25 protein-coding genes are annotated in these 19,291 nt (G+C 52.2%); 15 read left to right on the top strand and 10 right to left on the bottom strand.

What is annotated here, in order from left to right:
- Window positions 1-28 precede the first annotated feature (28 nt).
- The 3 genes from PsWM33_RS07680 to PsWM33_RS07665 all read left to right on the top strand — a co-directional run bounded on the left by PsWM33_RS07680 (window position 29) and on the right by PsWM33_RS07665 (window position 2,472).
- The gene (locus tag PsWM33_RS07680; protein ID WP_063299783.1) at window positions 29-916 is read left to right on the top strand and encodes a cation diffusion facilitator family transporter; all 888 of its coding nucleotides are present in this window, start codon (window positions 29-31) and stop codon (window positions 914-916) included.
- Between the two features lie 224 nt (window positions 917-1,140).
- Window positions 1,141-1,959 (top strand): carbohydrate ABC transporter permease, encoded by an 819-nt coding sequence (locus tag PsWM33_RS07670; RefSeq protein ID WP_063299782.1) that lies wholly within the window; start codon window positions 1,141-1,143, stop codon window positions 1,957-1,959.
- A 138-nt stretch (window positions 1,960-2,097) separates the two neighbouring features.
- Window positions 2,098-2,472: a hypothetical protein gene (locus PsWM33_RS07665; RefSeq protein WP_208994452.1), complete on the top strand. Its 375-nt coding sequence runs from the start codon at window positions 2,098-2,100 to the stop codon at window positions 2,470-2,472.
- A gap of 76 nt (window positions 2,473-2,548) precedes the next feature.
- Here PsWM33_RS07665 and PsWM33_RS07660 read toward each other — a convergent pair whose 3' ends face one another.
- The 4 genes from PsWM33_RS07660 to PsWM33_RS07645 form a co-directional block, all read right to left on the bottom strand.
- Window positions 2,549-2,914, bottom strand: coding sequence for a YybH family protein (locus PsWM33_RS07660; RefSeq protein ID WP_063299781.1), 366 nt, complete (start codon window positions 2,912-2,914; stop codon window positions 2,549-2,551).
- Window positions 2,915-3,278: 364 nt separating this feature from the next.
- Window positions 3,279-4,595, bottom strand: coding sequence for an ammonium transporter (locus tag PsWM33_RS07655; RefSeq protein ID WP_063299775.1), 1,317 nt, complete (start codon window positions 4,593-4,595; stop codon window positions 3,279-3,281).
- A gap of 22 nt (window positions 4,596-4,617) precedes the next feature.
- Window positions 4,618-4,956, bottom strand: coding sequence for a P-II family nitrogen regulator (locus tag PsWM33_RS07650; RefSeq protein ID WP_057464729.1), 339 nt, complete (start codon window positions 4,954-4,956; stop codon window positions 4,618-4,620).
- 365 nt (window positions 4,957-5,321) lie between these two features.
- Complete coding sequence (locus PsWM33_RS07645; RefSeq protein ID WP_063299774.1) at window positions 5,322-5,894, bottom strand: DUF924 family protein; 573 nt, start codon at window positions 5,892-5,894, stop codon at window positions 5,322-5,324.
- A gap of 94 nt (window positions 5,895-5,988) precedes the next feature.
- Between PsWM33_RS07645 and PsWM33_RS28360 the strand changes: the two genes are divergently transcribed.
- Window positions 5,989-6,213 carry a sulfurtransferase TusA family protein gene (locus tag PsWM33_RS28360; RefSeq protein WP_057464685.1) on the top strand — a complete coding sequence of 75 codons (225 nt, stop codon included), beginning with the start codon at window positions 5,989-5,991 and terminating at the stop codon, window positions 6,211-6,213.
- Between the two features lie 21 nt (window positions 6,214-6,234).
- On the opposite strand, the gene PsWM33_RS07635 is transcribed toward PsWM33_RS28360, so the two are convergent.
- Window positions 6,235-6,528 carry a 4a-hydroxytetrahydrobiopterin dehydratase gene (locus tag PsWM33_RS07635; protein WP_063291276.1) on the bottom strand — a complete coding sequence of 98 codons (294 nt, stop codon included), beginning with the start codon at window positions 6,526-6,528 and terminating at the stop codon, window positions 6,235-6,237.
- 155 nt (window positions 6,529-6,683) lie between these two features.
- Between PsWM33_RS07635 and PsWM33_RS07630 the strand changes: the two genes are divergently transcribed.
- Entirely contained in the window at window positions 6,684-7,169 is a 486-nt protein-coding gene (locus PsWM33_RS07630; RefSeq protein ID WP_063299773.1) for a low molecular weight protein-tyrosine-phosphatase, read from the top strand.
- 67 nt (window positions 7,170-7,236) lie between these two features.
- Here the strand turns inward: PsWM33_RS07630 and PsWM33_RS07625 are convergent, their stop codons facing one another.
- Window positions 7,237-8,076, bottom strand: a complete 840-nt coding sequence (locus PsWM33_RS07625; RefSeq protein WP_063299772.1) for a phosphatase PAP2 family protein — start codon at window positions 8,074-8,076, stop codon at window positions 7,237-7,239.
- A gap of 211 nt (window positions 8,077-8,287) precedes the next feature.
- Here PsWM33_RS07625 and PsWM33_RS07620 point away from each other — a divergent pair, with 211 nt between their 5' ends.
- The gene (locus PsWM33_RS07620) at window positions 8,288-8,890 is read left to right on the top strand and encodes a 2-hydroxychromene-2-carboxylate isomerase (protein ID WP_063299771.1); all 603 of its coding nucleotides are present in this window, start codon (window positions 8,288-8,290) and stop codon (window positions 8,888-8,890) included.
- Here the strand turns inward: PsWM33_RS07620 and PsWM33_RS07615 are convergent.
- The gene (locus tag PsWM33_RS07615; protein ID WP_063299770.1) at window positions 8,887-10,014 is read right to left on the bottom strand and encodes an ATP-binding response regulator; all 1,128 of its coding nucleotides are present in this window, start codon (window positions 10,012-10,014) and stop codon (window positions 8,887-8,889) included. The genes PsWM33_RS07620 and PsWM33_RS07615 overlap by 4 nt on opposite strands.
- Before the next feature lie 113 nt (window positions 10,015-10,127).
- Here PsWM33_RS07615 and PsWM33_RS07610 point away from each other — a divergent pair, with 113 nt between their 5' ends.
- Both PsWM33_RS07610 and PsWM33_RS07605 read left to right on the top strand, forming a co-directional pair.
- Window positions 10,128-11,141: an AEC family transporter gene (locus PsWM33_RS07610; RefSeq protein ID WP_208994450.1), complete on the top strand. Its 1,014-nt coding sequence runs from the start codon at window positions 10,128-10,130 to the stop codon at window positions 11,139-11,141.
- A 30-nt stretch (window positions 11,142-11,171) separates the two neighbouring features.
- Entirely contained in the window at window positions 11,172-12,134 is a 963-nt protein-coding gene (locus PsWM33_RS07605; RefSeq protein WP_063299769.1) for an AEC family transporter, read from the top strand.
- Between the two features lies 1 nt (window position 12,135).
- Here the strand turns inward: PsWM33_RS07605 and gluQRS are convergent, their stop codons facing one another.
- Window positions 12,136-12,993, bottom strand: a complete 858-nt coding sequence (gluQRS, locus tag PsWM33_RS07600) for a tRNA glutamyl-Q(34) synthetase GluQRS (RefSeq protein ID WP_063299768.1) — start codon at window positions 12,991-12,993, stop codon at window positions 12,136-12,138.
- A 72-nt stretch (window positions 12,994-13,065) separates the two neighbouring features.
- Here gluQRS and PsWM33_RS07595 point away from each other — a divergent pair, with 72 nt between their 5' ends.
- The 4 genes from PsWM33_RS07595 to PsWM33_RS07580 are packed head-to-tail and all read left to right on the top strand — an operon-like array spanning window position 13,066 to window position 15,352.
- Window positions 13,066-13,707: a DNA-3-methyladenine glycosylase family protein gene (locus tag PsWM33_RS07595; protein ID WP_063299767.1), complete on the top strand. Its 642-nt coding sequence runs from the start codon at window positions 13,066-13,068 to the stop codon at window positions 13,705-13,707.
- Window positions 13,708-13,744: 37 nt separating this feature from the next.
- Window positions 13,745-14,179 carry a hypothetical protein gene (locus PsWM33_RS07590; protein ID WP_063299766.1) on the top strand — a complete coding sequence of 145 codons (435 nt, stop codon included), beginning with the start codon at window positions 13,745-13,747 and terminating at the stop codon, window positions 14,177-14,179.
- Window positions 14,176-14,850 carry an alpha/beta hydrolase gene (locus PsWM33_RS07585; RefSeq protein WP_208994449.1) on the top strand — a complete coding sequence of 225 codons (675 nt, stop codon included), beginning with the start codon at window positions 14,176-14,178 and terminating at the stop codon, window positions 14,848-14,850. Before PsWM33_RS07590 ends, PsWM33_RS07585 begins: the two co-directional genes overlap by 4 nt.
- 28 nt (window positions 14,851-14,878) lie before the next feature.
- Window positions 14,879-15,352, top strand: coding sequence for a YbaK/EbsC family protein (locus PsWM33_RS07580; protein WP_063299765.1), 474 nt, complete (start codon window positions 14,879-14,881; stop codon window positions 15,350-15,352).
- Between the two features lie 4 nt (window positions 15,353-15,356).
- Here PsWM33_RS07580 and PsWM33_RS07575 read toward each other — a convergent pair whose 3' ends face one another.
- Window positions 15,357-15,569: a hypothetical protein gene (locus PsWM33_RS07575; protein WP_057464696.1), complete on the bottom strand. Its 213-nt coding sequence runs from the start codon at window positions 15,567-15,569 to the stop codon at window positions 15,357-15,359.
- Between the two features lie 159 nt (window positions 15,570-15,728).
- Between PsWM33_RS07575 and PsWM33_RS07570 the strand changes: the two genes are divergently transcribed.
- Window positions 15,729-16,280: a cysteine hydrolase family protein gene (locus PsWM33_RS07570; RefSeq protein ID WP_063299764.1), complete on the top strand. Its 552-nt coding sequence runs from the start codon at window positions 15,729-15,731 to the stop codon at window positions 16,278-16,280.
- On the opposite strand, the gene PsWM33_RS07565 is transcribed toward PsWM33_RS07570, so the two are convergent.
- The gene (locus PsWM33_RS07565) at window positions 16,277-17,182 is read right to left on the bottom strand and encodes a polyprenyl synthetase family protein (protein ID WP_063299763.1); all 906 of its coding nucleotides are present in this window, start codon (window positions 17,180-17,182) and stop codon (window positions 16,277-16,279) included. The two genes, PsWM33_RS07570 and PsWM33_RS07565, sit on opposite strands and share 4 nt — an antisense overlap.
- 300 nt (window positions 17,183-17,482) lie before the next feature.
- Between PsWM33_RS07565 and PsWM33_RS07560 the strand changes: the two genes are divergently transcribed.
- On the top strand, window positions 17,483-18,724 hold the full coding sequence (locus tag PsWM33_RS07560; protein WP_063294540.1) for an SAM-dependent methyltransferase: 1,242 nt from the start codon (window positions 17,483-17,485) through the stop codon (window positions 18,722-18,724).
- Window positions 18,725-18,852: 128 nt separating this feature from the next.
- On the top strand, window positions 18,853-19,215 hold the full coding sequence (locus PsWM33_RS07555) for an NINE protein (protein ID WP_208859968.1): 363 nt from the start codon (window positions 18,853-18,855) through the stop codon (window positions 19,213-19,215).
- The last annotated feature ends 76 nt before the right edge of the window (window positions 19,216-19,291 follow it).

Raw genomic sequence — 19,291 nt, 5'->3', positions numbered from 1 at the left:
CGAGTTTGAATTAGGGTGGATGTGGCACATGGACCAGAGCATGCGCTTTGCGCTGGGCAGCATCGTCATTGGCATACTGGTATTTGCTCTTAAATACTTCGCCTTTGCGTTGACTGGCTCCATCGCGTTCTATTCTGACGCTCTTGAAACATCCATCAATATCGCAAGTGCTTCTGCTGCTGCCGGTGCGTTGTACCTGGCGCGCAAACCTGCTGATCAGAACCATCCATATGGACACTACAAAGCAGAATATTTTGCTGCTGTTCTTGAAGGGGTTCTGATTGTTCTGGCAGCAATTCTTATCCTGCGCAAAGCCTATATGGGTTTGACTGAGCCGTATGAGCTTGAGGTCAATTTTCAGGGTATCGCGCTGAACTTCCTGTCTTCCGTCATCAACTTTTTCTGGGCAATGGCCTTGATGCGCATTGGTCGAGCGCATCGCTCACCTGCGCTGCAGGCGGATGCCCGGCATATCATGACGGATGTTTATACATCTCTCGGTGTGTTTGTTGGTATCGCTGCTGTGTGGGCGACGGGCTGGCAGATGTTTGATCCGATCCTTGCGGGGATTGTTGCGGTCAACATCATGTGGTCCGGTTGGAAGCTGGTGCGTGAATCTGTTGGTGGCCTGATGGATGAGGCGGCTCCCGAAGAGGAGCAGGAGGAAATCCGGGCGTTGATCTCCAAGTTTGGAGATGGTGCGCTGGAGGCTCATGACTTGCGGACCCGCCATGCTGGACATGTGACGTTTGTTGATTTTCATCTGGTTGTACCAGGTGAGATGAGCGTTCTGGATGCCCATGCGATTTGTGATCGTATTGAGGAAGGCATCGCAGAAAAGATGCCGGGCGCACGTGTGACCATCCATGTTGAGCCGGAAAATCATGCCAAGCATTCAGGAATTGTGGTTTTATAGGCACTTAGAGAGCTTGAAACCTGGACTGCGTAGTTCTACGGTGTTTCCGTTGTTGCTGCGTTCTGTTGGTCTGGCTGCCTTTTGCCTTCTCTCTGGAACGATCCTTTAAAGCAGTTTGCCCGGAAATGGGGCCACTCCTACTGCTTTCAGTATTGTTGATTGCGTCTTTGTCTTCGAAAACCATGCTTCGTGGTGGGGGACTGCGCTTCGTTTCTGAGATGAATATGCCCCGCAAACATTTCTTTGATCACCTTATTCTGCTTACCAGCGTGTTTTTGATCGTCGGACCGGTGATCGTGATCGCTTTCTCTTCAACGCACTCTGGCGCTACGCTTGGTCAGGATGGCCTCCAGTTTCTGCCGGGGCCATATGGGGTGGAGGTGTATAGCCGGGCGCTGTTTGAAGGGCGTGGGTTTACTGGCGGTGTCACTGGCATAACCATGGTGTTGAACTCGCTCTATCTGGCTGCCGGGTTTGCACTGGCGAAAGTGGCTGTTTCTCTGTTGGCGGCGTATGCGCTGGTGTTCTTTCGGGTGCGCTTTGGGACGTTCTTTTTCTGGGTAATCCTTTGTAGTTTGCTGCTGCCTTTGGAATCTCGGTTTTTGCCGACATATGCTGTGACCAGCAAGCTTGGGCTCGTGAACTCCTATCCGGGCTTGATGTTGCCGCTGTTGGCTTCCGCGGTTGGGACATTCTTCTTCCGTCAGTTTTTTTTGGGGGTGCCGACTGAGCTTTCTGAGGCTGCACGGATTGATGGGGCAGGGCCGATCAAGTTTTTGAAGGACGTTCTGGTACCTGCATCTGCGCCGATGATTGCAGCGCTCGGTCTGCTGATGTTTGTGCAGGGATGGAACCAGTATCTGTGGCCTGTGATGGTTTCCAGTGAGGAGACCAGAATGACTTTGGTGCAGGGACTTAGCTTGGTCGGGCGCACAAGCCCGCAAGGGTTGGCGCTTGCTGTGCTGGCCATGTTGCCGCCGATCCTGCTTGTAGTCTTCTGTCAGAAAGCCTTTGTGAAAGGGCTGACAGACGGGCGTCAGTGATCACTGAGAAATCTCAAAGGGACCATAATTTCTGTCTTCTTTGAGACAGCGCCGCCTTGCGACCTTGCTAATTCTGTGTGGGTTACAGGTATCTTGTGAGCTTTGCTCCAGATGCATCTCACAGAAGAAGGTCTCGGAATGATATTGCGTGGTTTCAAAGCACTTGCTGTCGTTGTTTCAATTGGTTTTGCTGGATGGGTCTCTCAAAGCCCTGCTTATGCATGGGGTGAACTGAGTTGCTCCGACCTAAATGTAGCGATTTCAGATATCGATGATATTTCCGATGAAGTCTTCTTTGAAGGTGGTGTGCGTGCTGGCTCAAGTGCTGATGGCGTTCTGGGTCACCTGATTGATGTAGGTCGTCTGCTCAGTGAACTGGGAGATGATGGTAAGCTGGACCGTGCGGTTGACCGCCTGGAAGATGCATGGATCGATGAGGACTGGAGCGGCTACTCCTTTGCTCTGGATGATATCGCGGACCGTCTAGACTACTTTTACTATCGCGACTGCTGAGCAATTGTCTCAGCTGTAAAGCGATGCGACCAAGTCCGGCCATGTGCCGGGCTTTTTTGTGCGCCGTATCGCGCTGTCAAGATGCGGCGCTGAAGTAGTCTTCTCTGAGCAGCGCGGTGCCGTCTGATTGCAGAACCCAGAGTTCTTTTGAGATGTTGCCGTGGGCTTTGTTCATCTTCCAGTCGGAAGAAAGGATTGCGGAGCTTTCGCCTGAAGCGACGATTTTGGGGTTGATGTATTCGATTTTTGAGAAGCCTTCCCGAATGAGCATTTGCCAGAACTCGAGAATTTCGGCTCGTCCGTGATAGGTGCCAAACGGTTTGGCCTCCATAACAGCATTTGCCTCATAGCAGTTGGCACAACCTTGAGCATCACCCGCATTGAACGCGTTCTGCCACTTCTGACTGGCCTCTTTAACTGCAGCTTCCAACTCACTGTTCATCATCGGACTCCAAAGCTCGGGCGCTTGCGCCTCTTTGTTTGGACGTAGGATGAAGAGCGAATCTTGATTAGAAATGGACGTATATGGCATTCCTGAAAGTACCACCTATGAAAGGTGAAGTCCGTCTTTCAAATGTGGTAGGCGGATTTGAACCGACTAGTAAGCTGGGGTATCAACTTTCCTAAGCTTTTGGGTTGCTTTGATTTTGTAGTATTTAGCGTTTGAGCACAGAGCTATCTATTGAGAGAAATTGATAGGCTGGCAAATGCTGCCAAAGAAAAAGCCCGGCGGTGGTTGCCGGGCTTTGTAATTTCATCTTTTAGTTCTGGGGGAGTGTTTTGATCCTCCCAGAATTAGCGCAAGCTTAGAGGCGCTGGGAGCCGGTTCCGAACTCCGGATAGGCTTCGACACCAATCTCCGCTTTGTCGAGGCCCATGGCTTCGTCTTCTTCTGTGACACGCAGGCCGACCACAAGCTGGATTGCGTACCAGACAATGGTGGAGGCAACGAAGGTGAAGATACCGACGGCTGCAACGCCGATGAACTGGGTGACGTATGACGCATCAGAGTTGGACAGTGGCACGATGAGAGTACCCCAGATGCCAGCCAACAAGTGAACCGGGATTGCGCCGACTACATCATCGATCTTCAGTTTGTCGAGCATTGGAACTGCGAAGACGACAATTGCCCCACCGACGCCGCCAATGATGACGGACTGAAGTACGCTTGGGGCCAGCGGTTCGGCGGTGATGGACACAAGACCAGCCAATGCACCGTTCAGAGCCATGGTGACATCGACCTTCTTGTAGAGGGCCTGTGTCAGAGCAATTGCGGTAACCACGCCCCCCGCAGCAGCCATGTTGGTGTTTGCGAAGATGCGGGAGATGTCTGTGACGTCACCAATTGTGCCCATTGCGAGCTGGGACGCGCCGTTGAAGCCGAACCAACCGAGCCACAGAATGAAGGTGCCCAGAGTTGCCAGCGGCATGGAGGAGCCCGGCATTACGTAGACCTGACCGTTTTTACCGTACTTGCCTTTACGTGCGCCAAGGATGATTGCGCCAGAAAGAGCTGCCCAGCCACCAACGGAGTGGACGAGAGTGGAACCAGCAAAGTCAGCAAAGCCCATTTCTGAGAGCCAGCCAGCGCCCCACTGCCAGGAGCCGGTGATTGGATAAAGAACGCCTGTGAGGATGACAACGAAGATCAGGAAAGCCCAAAGCTTGATGCGCTCTGCCATGGTGCCGGACACGATGGAGGCTGTTGTAGCGCAAAAGACCATCTGGAAAAACCAGTCGGACGCTGTCGAGTAGCCTGCGTCGAGTGCATCGCCACCGACAGGGTCAAAGGAGTATGGGCCAAAGGAACCCATGAAGCCGCCATCAACGCCAGTGTACATTAGGTTGTAGCCGGTGATCCAGAACATCAGACCAGCGATGGAGTAGAGGGCGATGTTCTTGAGGCACTGCATGGAAACGTTCTTGGTGCGAACGAGGCCAGCTTCCAGCATGGCGAAGCCAGCAGCCATCCACATCACCAGAAATCCGCCAATCAGGAAGAGCAGGGTGTTGAAGATGTAGGCGGTGTCGACAGCCAGAGCGTATTTTTCTTCTGCCATGACTGGACCTGCGGAAAGTGCCAGGAGTGAGCCTGCGGCAACAAGGGTGGAGGCGCGTTTCATATTCTCTGTCCCCTTCATTTCATTATATTGCTTCTGCGTCGGCTTCGCCGGTGCGAATGCGGACAACTTGATCAATGGAGTAGACGAAGATTTTGCCGTCGCCGATCTGGCCGGTCTTCGCTGCGCTGCCAATGGCTTCGACAACTTTGTCTGCCATGTCTGTTGCAACTGCGACTTCGACCTTTAGTTTTGGGAGGAAGGTGACGGCGTATTCTGTGCCGCGGTAGATTTCGGTGTGCCCTTTCTGCCGGCCATAACCTTTGACTTCGGTTACCGTGAGCCCCTGGATGCCTAAAGTGGTGAGTGCGTCGCGCACTTCATCCAACTTAAAGGGCTTGATGATTGCCATAATGATTTTCATGTCAGATTCCCGTTCCCCTCTCTCATCGATTGCGCCGTAAAGAGTTCTGGAGACCTCTTTGGGACCGGGAAAGTTGCCAGTTATCTGGTCGTTCTCAGAATGCCCGGCCGGCACGCTTGCCTCCTCTCCTTCAAGGAGCGTGCCAGTTTTGAGAAATATCGATTTTTACGTAGATTCCGCGTGGGGAAGATGTTGGAATAATCTCGAAAATTCAGCGGCTTGTTTGAAATTATATTTTCTTGAGGGTGGGCTGATCTGGCGGAATTGCGCAGAATGTGGCTGTCACTAAAATAGGCAGAGCCATAAATTGACTTTGCCTATTTTGTAGTCATGTGTGATGTTTGGCTAATTTTTAGCCAAGATACTTATGCTCTGAAACCTCCAGAGGCGAGGAACTTGGTCTCTTCTGGCGTTGAGGTGCGTCCAAGAGTTTCGTTGCGGTGAGGGAACCGGCCAAACCGGCGGATCACGTCCATATGGATCAGCGCGTAATGGTAGGTGTCCTGATCGCCAAGACCGCGGAACAGGTCCACGCTCAAATCCTGCATGTCCATCTCTTCAGAATGCTCAAATGGCAGGAAGAAGAACATGCGATAGCCCATAGGAAAGGCGGTATGGAAGTTCTTGTTCAATGACTCAAGAGCGACTTTTACAGCTTTGGGATCGGATGCAAATGCTTTTGAGGAGCCGCGGTAGATGTTGCGCGGGAATTGGTCGAGCAGCAAAAGGAGGGCCAAAGTGCCGTGAGGTGTTGCTGTCCAGGTGTCGTAATCTCCGCGATTGGCGGCTTCTACGTCGGCTTCAAAGTTCTCACGAATTTCCTGATCGAACGCTTCGCCGCCGTTGAACCATTTGGGGCCGCCTGCCGTCCACCAGAAGTCCAGAATCTCAAGCGCTTTGCTGGTCTCTGTTTTTCCGTCCAGTTCCATCGTCGCCATGGTCTACTCCCCAATATTCACTTTACTGTTGCGCAAAGTTCCGTTAGCCCAGCATCAAACACAGTGCCACACTCGAGTACCTGGTGAAACATTGGTGGAAGATTCAAATATTTTGGACCTGAGAGGTCTCAACTGCCCACTGCCGGTGATGAAGACGCGCAAGCATCTTAAACGTATGGCAAAAGGCGAGCAGCTTGTTGTGAAAGCTACTGATCCAATGTCTGCAATCGATATTCCACATATGTGCCAGCAAGACGGCCATGTGCTGATTGAGAATAAGATGGTAGGTGACGTGCGTCAGTTCAAGATTGAATGCTAATTGCACTCTTCTTGAAGGCGATTAAGCGTCGCAAAGCCTGTCCAGTTTGCGGGCAAGCTTGAAATCCAGCTCGGTCAGCCCACCTGCATCATGGGTGGTAAGTAACACATCCACTTTGTTGTAGGTGTTCGTCCATGTAGGATGGTGGTTCATCTTTTCTGCCAGAATTGCAGCGCTGGCCATGAAGCCAAATGCGCGTGCAAAGGACCGGAAGGTGAAAGTGCGTTCTATCGCGTTGCCATCTTCAGACAAGGTCCAATGCGGTAATTCTGCGAGGGCAAATTCTTTTGCGGTAGAGGTCAACAGCTCGGACACAAGACCACCTTTGGTTTTGTTGCAAGGGGCGTCTCAGATTTAGTAGGTTTTTCTGACTCGCAAAATCCATGGATATTTGAGTAGATCAGCGCGAAAGTCTGGAGCAAAGATTTCGGCTGGGTTAAATATTCGGGCAGTCAGATTTGGAGGGAGCAGTGGTCTTGTTGCAGCGTCGTGTACTGTTTGTGTGTCTTGGCAATATTTGTCGTAGTCCGTTGGCAGAGGGTGTCTTCCGTCATCATGTCAAACAAGCTGGGCTGGAAGAGCAGATTTACGTGGACTCCGCGGGAACTGCGAACTGGCATAGTGGCAAAAAGCCGGATATCCGCAGCATCCAGACAGCGCAAAAGCATGGCGTTGATATTTCTAAACAAGAAGCGCGCCAGCTGGTTGATGAGGATTTCGAAAAGTTTCATTACATCATTGCGATGGATGCCAGCAATCTAGCGAACATCCAGTCCAAAGCGCCGTATCTGCATACAGCAAATGTGCGCTTGCTGCTTCAGGATGAGCAGAAGGATGTGCCTGATCCGTATTACGGAGCGAATGAGGGCTTTGATGAGGTGTACGATCTGGTGAGCAACGGGACGTATAATTTGCTTCAGGAGATCCGTGAGGAGATGGAACCGACCGAGATCTAGGTTCTTTGCAGGATATTGAAGAAAAGCTCCGCAGTTGGTTGCGGAGCTTTTTTTGTCTTCGGGCTGACTATTTGAATTTGCGCAGGAAGCTTTTGCTGTTTCGTGCGCACCAGCAGGCAGCGCGGCCAAGTTTAGCACGCAGCCAGTGGCCCCCTTTGGTGAAGGAGGTGTCCAGGTTAGTTGGCTGGGCCCATGTTGGCGTGCGCTGGTACAGGTAGTGATAGACGCCCACAACTACGAGCATGGTGATGCCCCAGGAGAGCAGGGTGTCTGAAAAGAAGTGCCCGCCGAAAGCCACACGGTTGGCGGAAAGGAAAAAGACCAATGCCCCGATGGCTGTTGCCAGAGGAATGCGCCAGGATTTGGGGGCGATAAAGACCAGCACGAACAACCAGATGGATGCTGACGCCTCACCGGATACAAACGAGCAGTTACTATCACAATGGTTAGTCGGTTGCCACACGCCGATGAATGGCAGGTCTCCGCCGAAGATTTCCGTTTCGCGCGGGCGTGGGCGGCCCCACAGGTTCTTGAAGAACGCGTTGACGACGAGGCCCGGCCCGAGGATGAGCGTGGATACGACGAAGATCGGGTGGCGCAAATCCATCAGCGCTTTCAGCTTTGGAAATGCAAGCTTGAAGAGCATCACAAACAAGGACAGGCCTGCAACCCACTGGAAGATGTAGACGCCGAAGTATCGCAGACCGCGCCAAAACGGGTCTTTTGAAACAGGGAAACTGCCTTCACCGTCATAAAAGAAGGTGGAGGCCCAGATATCCAGCCTCGGGAAAATCAGAAAGATTGCTGAGACGACAAGGATATATGTCAGGATTGCCGTGAACGGGCGTTCTCCGCAGAAACTAATGATTATATTTAGGATTGAAGTCTTCGAACCGTCTTTTGCCACGGGAATTCCTGAGTTCGCTCTTTTGGGTTACAAGGCGGTATACTTGTTTTCGAAGGTTGCGCCAATGTGCTGCCTTGAAATTCCATTGGTGCTCAGCAAGATTACGTCTCGCAGTGCCAAACCCCCATATAGGGGCCTGCGAGATAAATTCAAATTGTTTCCATTGCCGTAGGTTGGGTCTTACCGGTCTATTGGATCAGAAAGAGAATAAATGCCTCGGCTCGCGTTTTATTATGAATTTGCCAGCCCATACTCCTACCTGACCGCAGCACGTATTGAACAGCTTGCGAAAGATAGGGGCATAGATATTGATTGGCGGCCTTTTCTGTTGGGGCCGATCTTCCGGCGTCAGGGGATAGAGAGCTCTCCATTTTTAGAGAACCCGAAGAAGGGGGCTTATATGTGGCGGGATGTTGCGCGTACCGCTGCGAACCTCGGGTTGCCCTGGAAGAAGCCACAGATCTTTCCACAGCACAGCCTGCTTGCCTCTCGTATTGCTTTTGCGGGACGTAAGGAGCCGTGGATCGGTGCATTTACCCGCGCTGTGTATCATATGGCTTTTGTGCTGGATGAGGATATCTCCAAACCAGAGCTGATGATTGCCTTGTTGCGTGAGCTGGATCTGGATGCAGATAAGGTCATGCGGCAGGCTGAAACCACTGAGGTCAAGATTGGCTTGCGGGCAGCGGTTGCGGAGGCAGAAGCACTGGGTGTGTTTGGAGCACCAAGCATGATCACCGAAAAGGGCGATCTTTACTGGGGCAACGACCGCCTTGATGAGGCGTTGGATGCCTCCTTTGTACGGATTGGTTAGCTAGCCTTCTGAAGCGTGCTTTCCAGAAGGCTATAGAGTGCGGATGGATTGATTGGCTTTTCCAGAATCTGCGTGAAGCCTTGTTTGAAGAGTGCCGGGCGATCTTCTGGTGCGATGCTCGCTGTGATCGCGAAGCAAGCTTTATCTTTGATATGTCCGTTTGCCTGCATTTGAGTGAGAGTTTCCGAGCCGCTCATTTCCGGCATGTTCAAATCCAGAAAAATCAGGTCGGACGGCGCTTCTGACTGTACTGCCAGCGCTTGTTTTCCGCTGTTTGCGATGCGCACTGTCAGGCCAAATGATGAGAAGATTGCTGCCAGCAACTCCCGGTTTGGCTCATTGTCGTCAACCACTAGCACAGAGCCGGAAAGTTTGGAGCGCGTCATATTTGGGGCTGGAGTTGAAAGCTGCTGTGTCTGCTCGATCTCTTGGATTGGCAAAACGAGCTCAAAACAAGCTGCATGCCCGGTGTTGGTGACGAGCCTCAGGTCTCCCTGATGGTCGCAGGCAAGGTGCCGTGCACTCCAGAGCCCGAGGCCGTGGCCGTCGGATCTACGTTTTGGCGTTGGGGCGGCGTCCAGATGTGAGGCTTGCTCTGGTGTCAGGCCTGGGCCAGCATCCTTGAGCGTTACCACGATGTTGGGTTGATGGTTTGAGAACTTGATATGTGCGCTTAGCGTGATGGTGCCCGTATTGCTGTACAAAATAGCATTATCAACCAGGACTGCGAGAATGCGCTGCAGCTCATCTGACTGGGTTTGGTAGGCCGACATGGCTTCTCGTGACCAGCGGTGGGTGAGGGTGTGACCAGAGCTTGCTGCTTGCGGTGAAAACAAATCTGCGATGTAGGTGAGCTGATCCAAAAGCGATTTTGCTTGAGGCCCGGCCTTGCTTGTTGCATGGCTATGATGCTCAGCCTGTGTGTTTGCTCCCAGGATTGCAGCCGTCAGCTCCTTAAGCGAATTGATGGCTGTTTGCAGAGTGTTCAGGTGATGTTGCTGCTGATCGCTGAGTGGTTCCTGTGCGATCAGGTCAGAAGCCGTTTTCATGGCAGACAGTGGTGTCTTCAGGTCGTGCACCAGCCTTGCAACATCCTGCTTTGGAGCCGGTTTTGGCGCAGGCATGAGATAACTCCTTGATCAATCCTCGAAGAAGAGCCTAAAACACTGGCAGAAAAAGTTCGCCCAGTTCTGGCAAGGATCCACCGAGATTTTGTGTTTTGCTGCTGCAAGCGCATATGCTTGCGCTCTGGGAGAGTGCTGTACGGTGGAAAGAGAGCGGACACGGAATGCTGTTTAGTACGCTGCAAGTGGTGTTTCCCATTTTTGCGACAGTGGGTGTGGGCTATGGGTTTGGGTATGCCGGACTGCTGAGCAAGCAGGTTGGCGACAACCTCAGCACCTTCTGCATCACTGTGCTTATTCCGGTTCTGATCTTCCGTACTCTGGCGACATCTGATCTTGCCGGGCTGAGCCCATGGGCGCTTTGGGGCACCTATTACACAGCATTGGCAACCAGTGCCGTGCTGGGTGGTTATATGGTGCGCAAGGTGTTCGGTCGGGAAGCAAGAGCTGCTTGCATTGGCGGGTTCTCTGCGGCGTTCTCCAATATGTCGTTGGTCGGCATTCCGGTGATTACCTCAGCCTTTGGGCAGGAGGCACTGGTCCCTATTTCACTGATTATCTCCGTGCATGCGCCGTCCGTCACACTGGTGTTTGTGTTGGCGATGGAGCGGGCGGTTGTGGTGGATGGCTATCAGGAAGCACGGCCTTTCAAAGACGTTATGCATTCGCTGTTCACCACGCTGATCAAGAGCCCGCTGGTCATCGCGATTTTGCTGGGTGTGGGCTGGAACTTCTCGGGCTACGAGTTGCCTGTGTTGCTGGATGGTGTGCTGCATCCTCTGGCAAAAGCTGCCAGCCCGGTTGCGCTGTTCTCTGTTGGTATGACGCTGCTCAACTATGGTGTGCGTGGGAACATTGCCATTGGCAGCGTGTTGAGTTTGCTCAAGATTGTGCTGATGCCAGCACTGGTGCTGGCTCTGGGTGCTTATGTCTTTCCGCTCTCACCGCTTTGGGTGGCGGTGGCGACACTGGCGGCGGCCTGCCCAACCGGTGTTGTGGCTTACCTTTATGCCAGCCAGTTTGGAACCGGGCACGCCATGAGTGCGAACTCCATCAGCCTGACGACCATTTTCTCAATAATCACAATGAGCTTCTGGCTTTGGATCTTAAACTTTCTGGGCTACTAAGAAGGTCTTGCACCCTCTTTCGAGTTTCCCATGATTGTTCAGGTCTTTTTCGTCGTCTTCCCGATCTTCGCTCTTGTTGGCATTGGCTATGTTGTAGCAAATGTTGGATATCTGGATCGCAGTCTTGGCGATATTCTGAGCAAGTTCTGCGTGAACCTTCTCATTCCTATCCTGTTGTTCCGTAGCCTTGGTTCCGCTGACCTGGATGGCATCTCGCCTTGGGGGTATTGGGCGACTTACTACGGTTCCATGATTGTGGTTGCTTTTTTGGGTGGCCTGCTTGTCCGCATTGGGTTTAAGCGTGAAGCACGTGCAGCTGTGATTGCCGGGCTGACGGCGTCTTTCTCCAACACCGTGTTGGTTGGTATTCCATTGATAGATGCGGTTTATGGATCTGAGGGGACGCTTTTGATTTCGCTTCTCATTGTGTTCCACGCACCGCTAACCGCGCTGACGTCTTCTGTATTGATGGAGCGTGCGGTGGTGATTGATGGTCATAAGGCGCCGCGCTCTAAGAAAGAGCTTTTAATTGCAGTTGGCAAAGGCTTGTTGGCGAACCCGATCCTGTATGGTGTTGTGGGTGGGCTGCTCTGGAATGTATCAAGTTTGGAAATTCCAAAGCTGGCTGATGACGTTCTGGCTCCACTGGCGAAAGCTGCCTCACCTGTGGCGCTGGTCGCAGTGGGGATGAGTATGGTGAACTACGGTATTCGAGGCAATCTGGCGATTGGCAGCGTGCTGGCGATTATCAAGTCGATCCTGATGCCGTTTGTGGTGTTTGTAGTTGCTGCACACGTGGTGGGCCTGCCCTCTGTCTGGGTGGGTGTGGCAACGCTGATCGCAGCGTGCCCGACAGGCGTGTTCTCCTTTATCATGGCCAACCAGTTTGGCACCGGTCATGCCATGTCCACCAACGGCATCGCAATCACCACAGGCATCTCGGTTTTCACCGTAAGCTTCTGGCTCTGGTTCATTCAGGTACAGGGGTATTGAGCTAAAGACCCAGCTTCTCTCTGATTTGCTCGGGAGTGACGCTGCTTGCTCTTAGTTCGCGGAGGGAAGTGTCCTTGGCGGATTTGGCGAGTTTGCGGCCTGTTTTGTCGAGAATGAGGTCGTGGTGTTCGTAGTGCGGTTCTGGCAAGTCCAATAGAGTTTGCAGCAGGCGGTGGACGCTGGTGGCGTGGTAGAGGTCTTTGCCGCGCAGAATGTGGGTGATGCCTTGTAGGGCATCATCTACAACTACTGAAAGATGGTAGCTGGTTGGGGTGTCTTTGCGGGCAAGGACGACATCGCCCCAAGCTGCCGGGTCGGCTTGAATTTTTCTGTGATGTGCTTCGTTCCAAGAGAGAGATGTTCCCGCTAGCTCAATGGCTTTGGCCATGTTGAGGCGCAGGGCATAGGGCGCATCGGAGTTCTGAAGGGCTTTTTGTTCTTGTTCAGAGAGAACGCTGCTGTCTCCGGGGTAAAGTGGAGCGTCGTCAGGGTCTCGTGGCCATGGCGTGTCCGATGCATCCTGCTTCGCGACGAAGCGTTTGATCTGGGCGCGGGTGAGGTAGGCTTTGTAGACAAGGCCCATTGCTTCCAGCTGTGCGAGTGCCTTGGCGTATTCGCTGAAATGCTCTGACTGTTTGCGAACTGGCGTTACCCAATGCAGGTCCAGCCATTTCAGGTCTTCCAGCATATCTTCTTGCAGTTGCGGAGTGCAGCGGACTGTGTCGATATCTTCGATGCGCAGTAGGAACTTTCCGCCGTTTTGCTTTGCAGCTTCATCGTTGAGGATGGCCGAATAGGCATGGCCAAGGTGGAGGTGGCCGTTGGGTGAAGGGGCAAAGCGATAGACAGGCGAGTTCATTTGCGAAATGGTTCTACTTGGAATATGGACAGCTTGTTATTAGAGCATCTTTGCTTGCTTGAGGAGAGGGCGTTGAGACCTATAAATACGCTTGAGGATATTGAGCGGGAGCTCGCGTCCCTTGTGCAGTTAGATGAGCGGCTTGTTCGCGTTGCTGATGTTGCAGGTGAGGTGCCTTTGCGCAGGCGCTCAGCTGATTTTGCCGGACTTTGCAATATCGTGGTGGCGCAGTTGCTTTCTGTGGCGGCTGCGGCAAGCATCTGGGCAAGGTTGGAGGCACTGGTGGTGCCATTTGAGCCGGATGTGCTGCTTTCCAAAAGCGATGAGGAACTGTTGGGTGTTGGGCTTTCCAATGCCAAGCTGCGAACATTGAAGGCCATTGCTGAAGAGCTGAAGGCTGGTTTGTGTTTGAACGAGGCGGTGGACTGGCCGGGTGAGGTAGCACACAAGCGGCTTTGTGAGATTAAGGGCATCGGCCCTTGGTCTGCGGATATCTTCCTGCTGTTCTGCGCTGGGCATCCGGATGTGTTTCCGGTTGGTGATGTGGCTTTGCAGGCGGCTGTGCAGCATGCGTTTGATCTGGAAGAGCGCCCCAAGGGAAAAGTGCTTGTCGAAATTACTGAGGCATGGTCTCCTCATCGTGGAACTGCGGCGCGTTTGTTCTGGTCTTATTATCGCGTGATGAAAGAAGGGCGCGAGACCCTGCCAGTTTGAAGGGGGCTGAGCCAATCATGAAATGGGGAGCTGTTTGATGGAATCTAATGATTTTGTGGGTGCTGTGGACGCACAGATTGAACTGCTTCGCGATGGGAAGCCGCTTGAAGCGTTTGATGCATTCTTTGCGTCCTCTGTGCAGATGTATGCCAATGATGTGCTGTTTGCGGATGGCGCTGCTGAAGGTTGTGCCAAGCAAGAGCCGTTTATTTCAGCGGCGCAATCCATCATTGGCAAGATTGAAGATGTTGTGATTGATGAGGCGCGTGGTTTATGCGCCTTCCGCAATCTCAGCCAGTTTGTGGATGGTGCTGGTGTGTTGCAGCAGATTGACGGTTTGTGCTGGCAGCGCTGGGATGCTGGTAAGGTTGTTGAAGAGCGCTATTATGATGGTGAGGTGATGCGCGCCCTTTTGAAGGATGGTCTGCTTCAAGACCTTGCTGGTCATATGACGATGAAAGAGGCTGAATGAGTATGCACGAGCTTGAGTGCATCCGCTTGGAGCCGAGCCATGCACCGGTGTGCAAACTGCTGATGTTGCTGCATGGGTATGGCGGTGATGCTGGGGACATGGAGCCGACGGCGCGTGCCTTGCGCGACGAGCTGCCTGAAACCGCTGTTGTTTGCCTGAATGGACCAGAGCCATGCGCACATTGGGTTGAGGGGCGGCAGTGGTTTGTGGCCTCTGAGTTTGATGCACGAGAAATCTGGATTGGTGTGCAGGCTGCTGCACCGTTGATCAACCGGGTGCTGGATGCCGAGCTGGAGCATTATGGCCTGTTAGAGCGAGACATGGTGCTGGGTGGCTTTTCGCAGGGTGCTATGGTTGCTTTGCATGTGGGGCCTCGGCGTTTTTCTGAGGCGGCAGGCTTGCTAAGTTTCTCGGGTGTTCTGGGCGGGCCTGAGCATCTGGTGGAGCAGATGATTGTGCGGCCTCCGGTGATGTTGCTGCATGGCAGTGAGGATGATGTGGTGTCTGCGGCGTATCTTGGTGCTGCCCAAACGGTGCTGGAGAATGCAGGGTTTGATGTGGAAGCGCATGATCTAGCGGGGCTCGATCATTCCATCAATAGCGAGGCACAGGCATTGGCGCTCCGGTTCCTAAAAGAGCGGTTTGGAATTTCAGCGCCAACCACTATCTAAAGGAAGCACAGGCCGGAGGAGGGGTTATATGTTGCGAAGTAAGCGTGCAAAGCAATTTCAGAGTTTTTTGGATGATCGTGGACTTGGGTTAAAAGTCGTTGAGCTGCCAGAGTCTTCACGTTCTGCTGCAGAGGCTGCGCAGGCGCTGGGCTGCGCTCAGGAACAGATCGTGAAATCCCTTGTCTTTCAAAAGCTGGATACCGAGGAAGCTATTTTGGTGCTGGCGAGCGGGACGAACCGCGTTAACGAAGACGCCATTTCTACAGTTGTTGGTGGGCCGATCGGGCGGCCTGATGCCAAGTTCGTCAGAAACGTCACCGGGTTCTCAATTGGCGGCATTCCACCGCTGGGACATAAACAGGAGCTGACGGTTTTCGTGGATGAAGATCTGTTGAGCTTTGATGAAGTGTGGGCTGCCGCCGGAACGCCGAGTGCAGTGTTCATGATGCCCGGAAATTTGCCGGACATTTTGGGAGACCATCAGGTCATCTGCGTGAAGTAGCAGGCTACATTCTGTCTTCGACTGGCCAATGAACGTAGGCTAGGATCCAGAGGAAGATCAGGTTGACCAGGGGAATGAAAGCCAGAATGGTCCAGATCCTTGAAAAGCCGAGACGGTTCAGGATTCTGGCGATTGGAATGACAACAACCAGTATCCAGACGATCATAATGACAACTTGCCAAAGAGCGAAGCCTTCCATCATCATTTCATGATCCATGTAACGACCTCCTGTCTACCTGCTTCAGGACCAACTATCTGTTTGATGGTTACAAAGGTCAAAGAAAATATTTATTGATTACAATTGCTTATGACTAATTCATGGGCGTATTTTTAGGGGAAGAAGGACAGACCTATTCCTCCAACAAATGAGGGTACGATGAGCACCGCGCTGATTATTATTGATGTCCAGAAATACTTATTTGATGTGGAGCCGCACCCGTTTGAGCGGGATGAAACGATTGCCCGTATCAACAGACTGAGCGCAAAAGCTCGTGAAGCAGGCGTACCAGTTATCGTTGTTCAGCATGAGCGGGCAAACCATCAATTGGCTTATGGTTCTGAGGGATGGGAATTGCCGGATGATCTTGTTGTAACGGACAGTGATTTGAAGGTGCGGAAAACTGCACCGGATTCCTTCTACAAAACCAATCTGAAAGAGTTGTTGGATGAGCGCGGCATTACGGATCTGACGATCTGCGGGTTTGCTTCAGAGTTTTGCGTAGATACCACGTTCCGCCGTGCGGCTTCGCTTGGGTTTAACCTGCGACTGGTGAATGATGCGCACACCACGCACGACAAAGAGCACGCTACTGGACAGCAAATCAGAGAGCATCACAACAACACGCTGATTTATCTTCGTGGGTATGAGGGCAGCATTTCCGCCCTTCCAGAGGTTGATGTTGAATTTGCGCAGGCAGTGACGGCTTAACTTTCGCGATCTGCGATGTAACGGGCCAGCGTCTTCAAGGTGTTGGCCTTTGCACCGTATGGCTCCAGCAGTTCATCTGCTTCTGCAATCAAGCGTGAGAGCTCTTGACGGGTGTGGTTTTCACCCAGCAGGCTGACGAGGGTCGCCTTGCCAGCTTCTGCATCTTTGCCCGTTGCCTTGCCAACCACTTCTGCATCGCCAGTCAAGTCCAGCAGGTCATCTGCCAGTTGGAACGCCAGACCGATGATTTCGCCAAAACGGGTGAGGCGAGCGATGTCGTCTTCTGTGGCATTTGCGAGCATTGCGCCTGCACGACATGCATAGCGAATGAGGGCGCCGGTCTTCATCGCCTGTAGCTGACGGATCTCAGCTTCTGTTCTGTCGCGATGTTCAGAGGCCAGATCGAGCATCTGGCCGCCTGCCATACCGCCAATGCCGGATGCGCGGGCGAGTTCCCGAGACAATCGCAGACGAATGGCCGGATCAGGATGCACCTGCTCATCAGCAATGAAGTCAAATGCGATCGTGAGTAGTGCATCCCCTGCAAGGATCGCCGTTGCTTCGTCAAATGCCTTATGGGTTGTTGGACGGCCACGACGCACATCGTCATCATCCATTGCAGGCAGGTCGTCATGGGCGAGGGAGTAGCAGTGAATGCATTCCAGTGCCGATGCGGCTACAAGCGTGCCTTCATCTTCGTGACCGAATAAACGGGCAGCTTCCACCATGAGAACCGGGCGCAGACGTTTGCCTCCGGACAGCGCTGCATAGTTCATCGCTTCCAGTAAGCGTTCAGGGCGGGCCAATTCCTCAGAACGAACTGTCTCCCCTAAAAGAGAGGTGAGCTTTTCTTCAAGAGACTGAGCGGTTTCGGTGATGACCGATTTTAAAGCAACAGACACAGAACCCCATCCCAAACGAGCAAATAAAGTACAACAGATTTGAAAGTGCTTACCTATTCGACAGATAGCAAGTTGATCGTTTGTCCTGAAAACAGCTCAACGTCAAGTGAAATGGAGTGTTTCCGTAAGGTTCCTGCGGATTTTCGCCCCGTAAATATTCGGCTGAGATTTCCTGCGGAGTTGCCTTGATGCTGTTTTTTTCTTTAGGTTAAATCTAAAGTTACCTAAGGTCATATAATAAGAGCCTCGTAATAAGGCGCCCTAGTAAGTCAGCTATAAGAGATGATAGGGGGAATAGAAATGCGTGCACTTTCGAAGATTTTGTCGAATTTTGTCCAGATAGGGCAACTTGTAATTTTTGATGCCAAAGATAAAAAGCATGTTTTTGGTAGCGATGAAAGCGGCCCCTCCGCTGCATTGCGTTTTCACAGTCAGAAGCTTCCCTACACACTTCTGATTGATCCTGAGCTGAAAGCAGCCGAAGCCTATATGGATGGCTTGATCACCATGGAGCCGGGTCACACTTTGAATGATCTGGTTGCTGTATTCATGGCGAATGATGGCCTGCTTACAGAACATCCTATTCAACGAATTCTAACCTTCATGAAAGACGGCCATACGCGGCGGCGACTTGGCCTGAACCTGAAGAAAAACAAAGCGCAGGTGCGTCATCATTACGATCTGTCGACGGACTTGTATCGGCTGTTTCTGGATGACGGGCTCAATTATAGTTGCGCTTATTACCGGACACCTGAAGACACACTTGAAGAAGCCCAGCAGGCCAAGCTGGATCATCTGGTTGCCAAGCTGGACCTGAAGCCGGGTATGTCAGTGCTTGAAATTGGTGGTGGTTGGGGTTCTCTGGCCATTCGCATGGCGCAGACCGGTGCGCAGGTGACCTCTCTCAATGTCTCTACCGAGCAGATCAAAATTGCTGAAGAACGGGTGAAAGCTGCCGGTCTTGAGGGCAAGGTTGATTTTGTCTGTCTGGACTACAACGAGTTTGAAGGTGAGTTTGACCGCGTTGTTTCTGTCGGCATGATGGAGCATGTTGGCCACGGCAATCTGGGTGCTTACTTTGCTAAGGTCAGAGACTGTCTGAAACAGGATGGCTATGCTGTCATTCACTCAATTGGTCGCAGTGGACCTCCGGGTGTAACGGGTCCGTTCCTGAGTAAGTACATCTTCCCAGGTGGATATTGTCCTGCTCTTTCAGAGACTTTTGCCGATATTGAAAAAACAGGTCTTTGGGTCTGTGATAACGAGATCTTACGGCTGCACTATTATTACACCCTGAGAGATTGGCGCCTTAACTTTGAGCGTAACCGAGACAAGATCAAAGAGCTGTATGACGAGCGCTTTTGCAAAATGTGGGAGTTTTATCTGTCAGGCTGCGAAATGAACTTCCTGCACGGGAGACTCATGGTGTTCCAGTTGATCCTGTCTAAAGAACGGGATGCTGTGCCGATTATCCGTGACTTCATTGGTGACAATGAGCAGGCGATGATCTCTCATCGTGATGATCGCAGAAAAACGGCCTAAGCTGCTCTGTATTAAAGAAATGGCCCCGGAATTAGTTCCGGGGTTTGTTGGATTGGATCATTGACGCCCAGTAAAATCATTGGCTACTTTCCCGATGTTTAGAATGCATGGGTGAAAGCAGGTCGTTGGTGTTTGATGATATTCCATTGCCCTCGCAAAGGCGGCGAGAGGGCATTTTCAATTTTTCCGAACCGGGTAAATCGACAGCTTATGCCGTTTTGTTTGCGCTATTGCTTGGGCAGTTCGCGGCCCACCGGTTTTATCTGCGCAAGCTTGGCAGTGCTGTTGTCATCAACTGCCTGAACATTACAGCAGTTTTGATCCTGATCCCGTTGCTGATGGGATTGGACGGGCATAATTTGATTGCTGATCTGACGACAGGCGAGTGGGTTGGCTTCGGCGTTGCCATCGGCATGGCAATGATTGCGAACATTTGGGTGTTTATCGATCTGATCGTGCTGATTGTATTGCTTATTCGGGAGAGCTTTTAGGGCAGCTGTGAGGTGGCGACTTGGTTGCTTCAGATTTGCCTAGGAAGAATTCATAACCCCTAGTTCTATGCCGTAA

Origin of the sequence: Pseudovibrio sp. WM33 (genome assembly GCF_001623165.1) — a bacterium.
Classification (GTDB): domain Bacteria; phylum Pseudomonadota; class Alphaproteobacteria; order Rhizobiales; family Stappiaceae; genus Pseudovibrio.
Note: the sequence above shows the minus strand (reverse complement) of the source record. Positions and strands in the feature narration are given on the sequence as shown.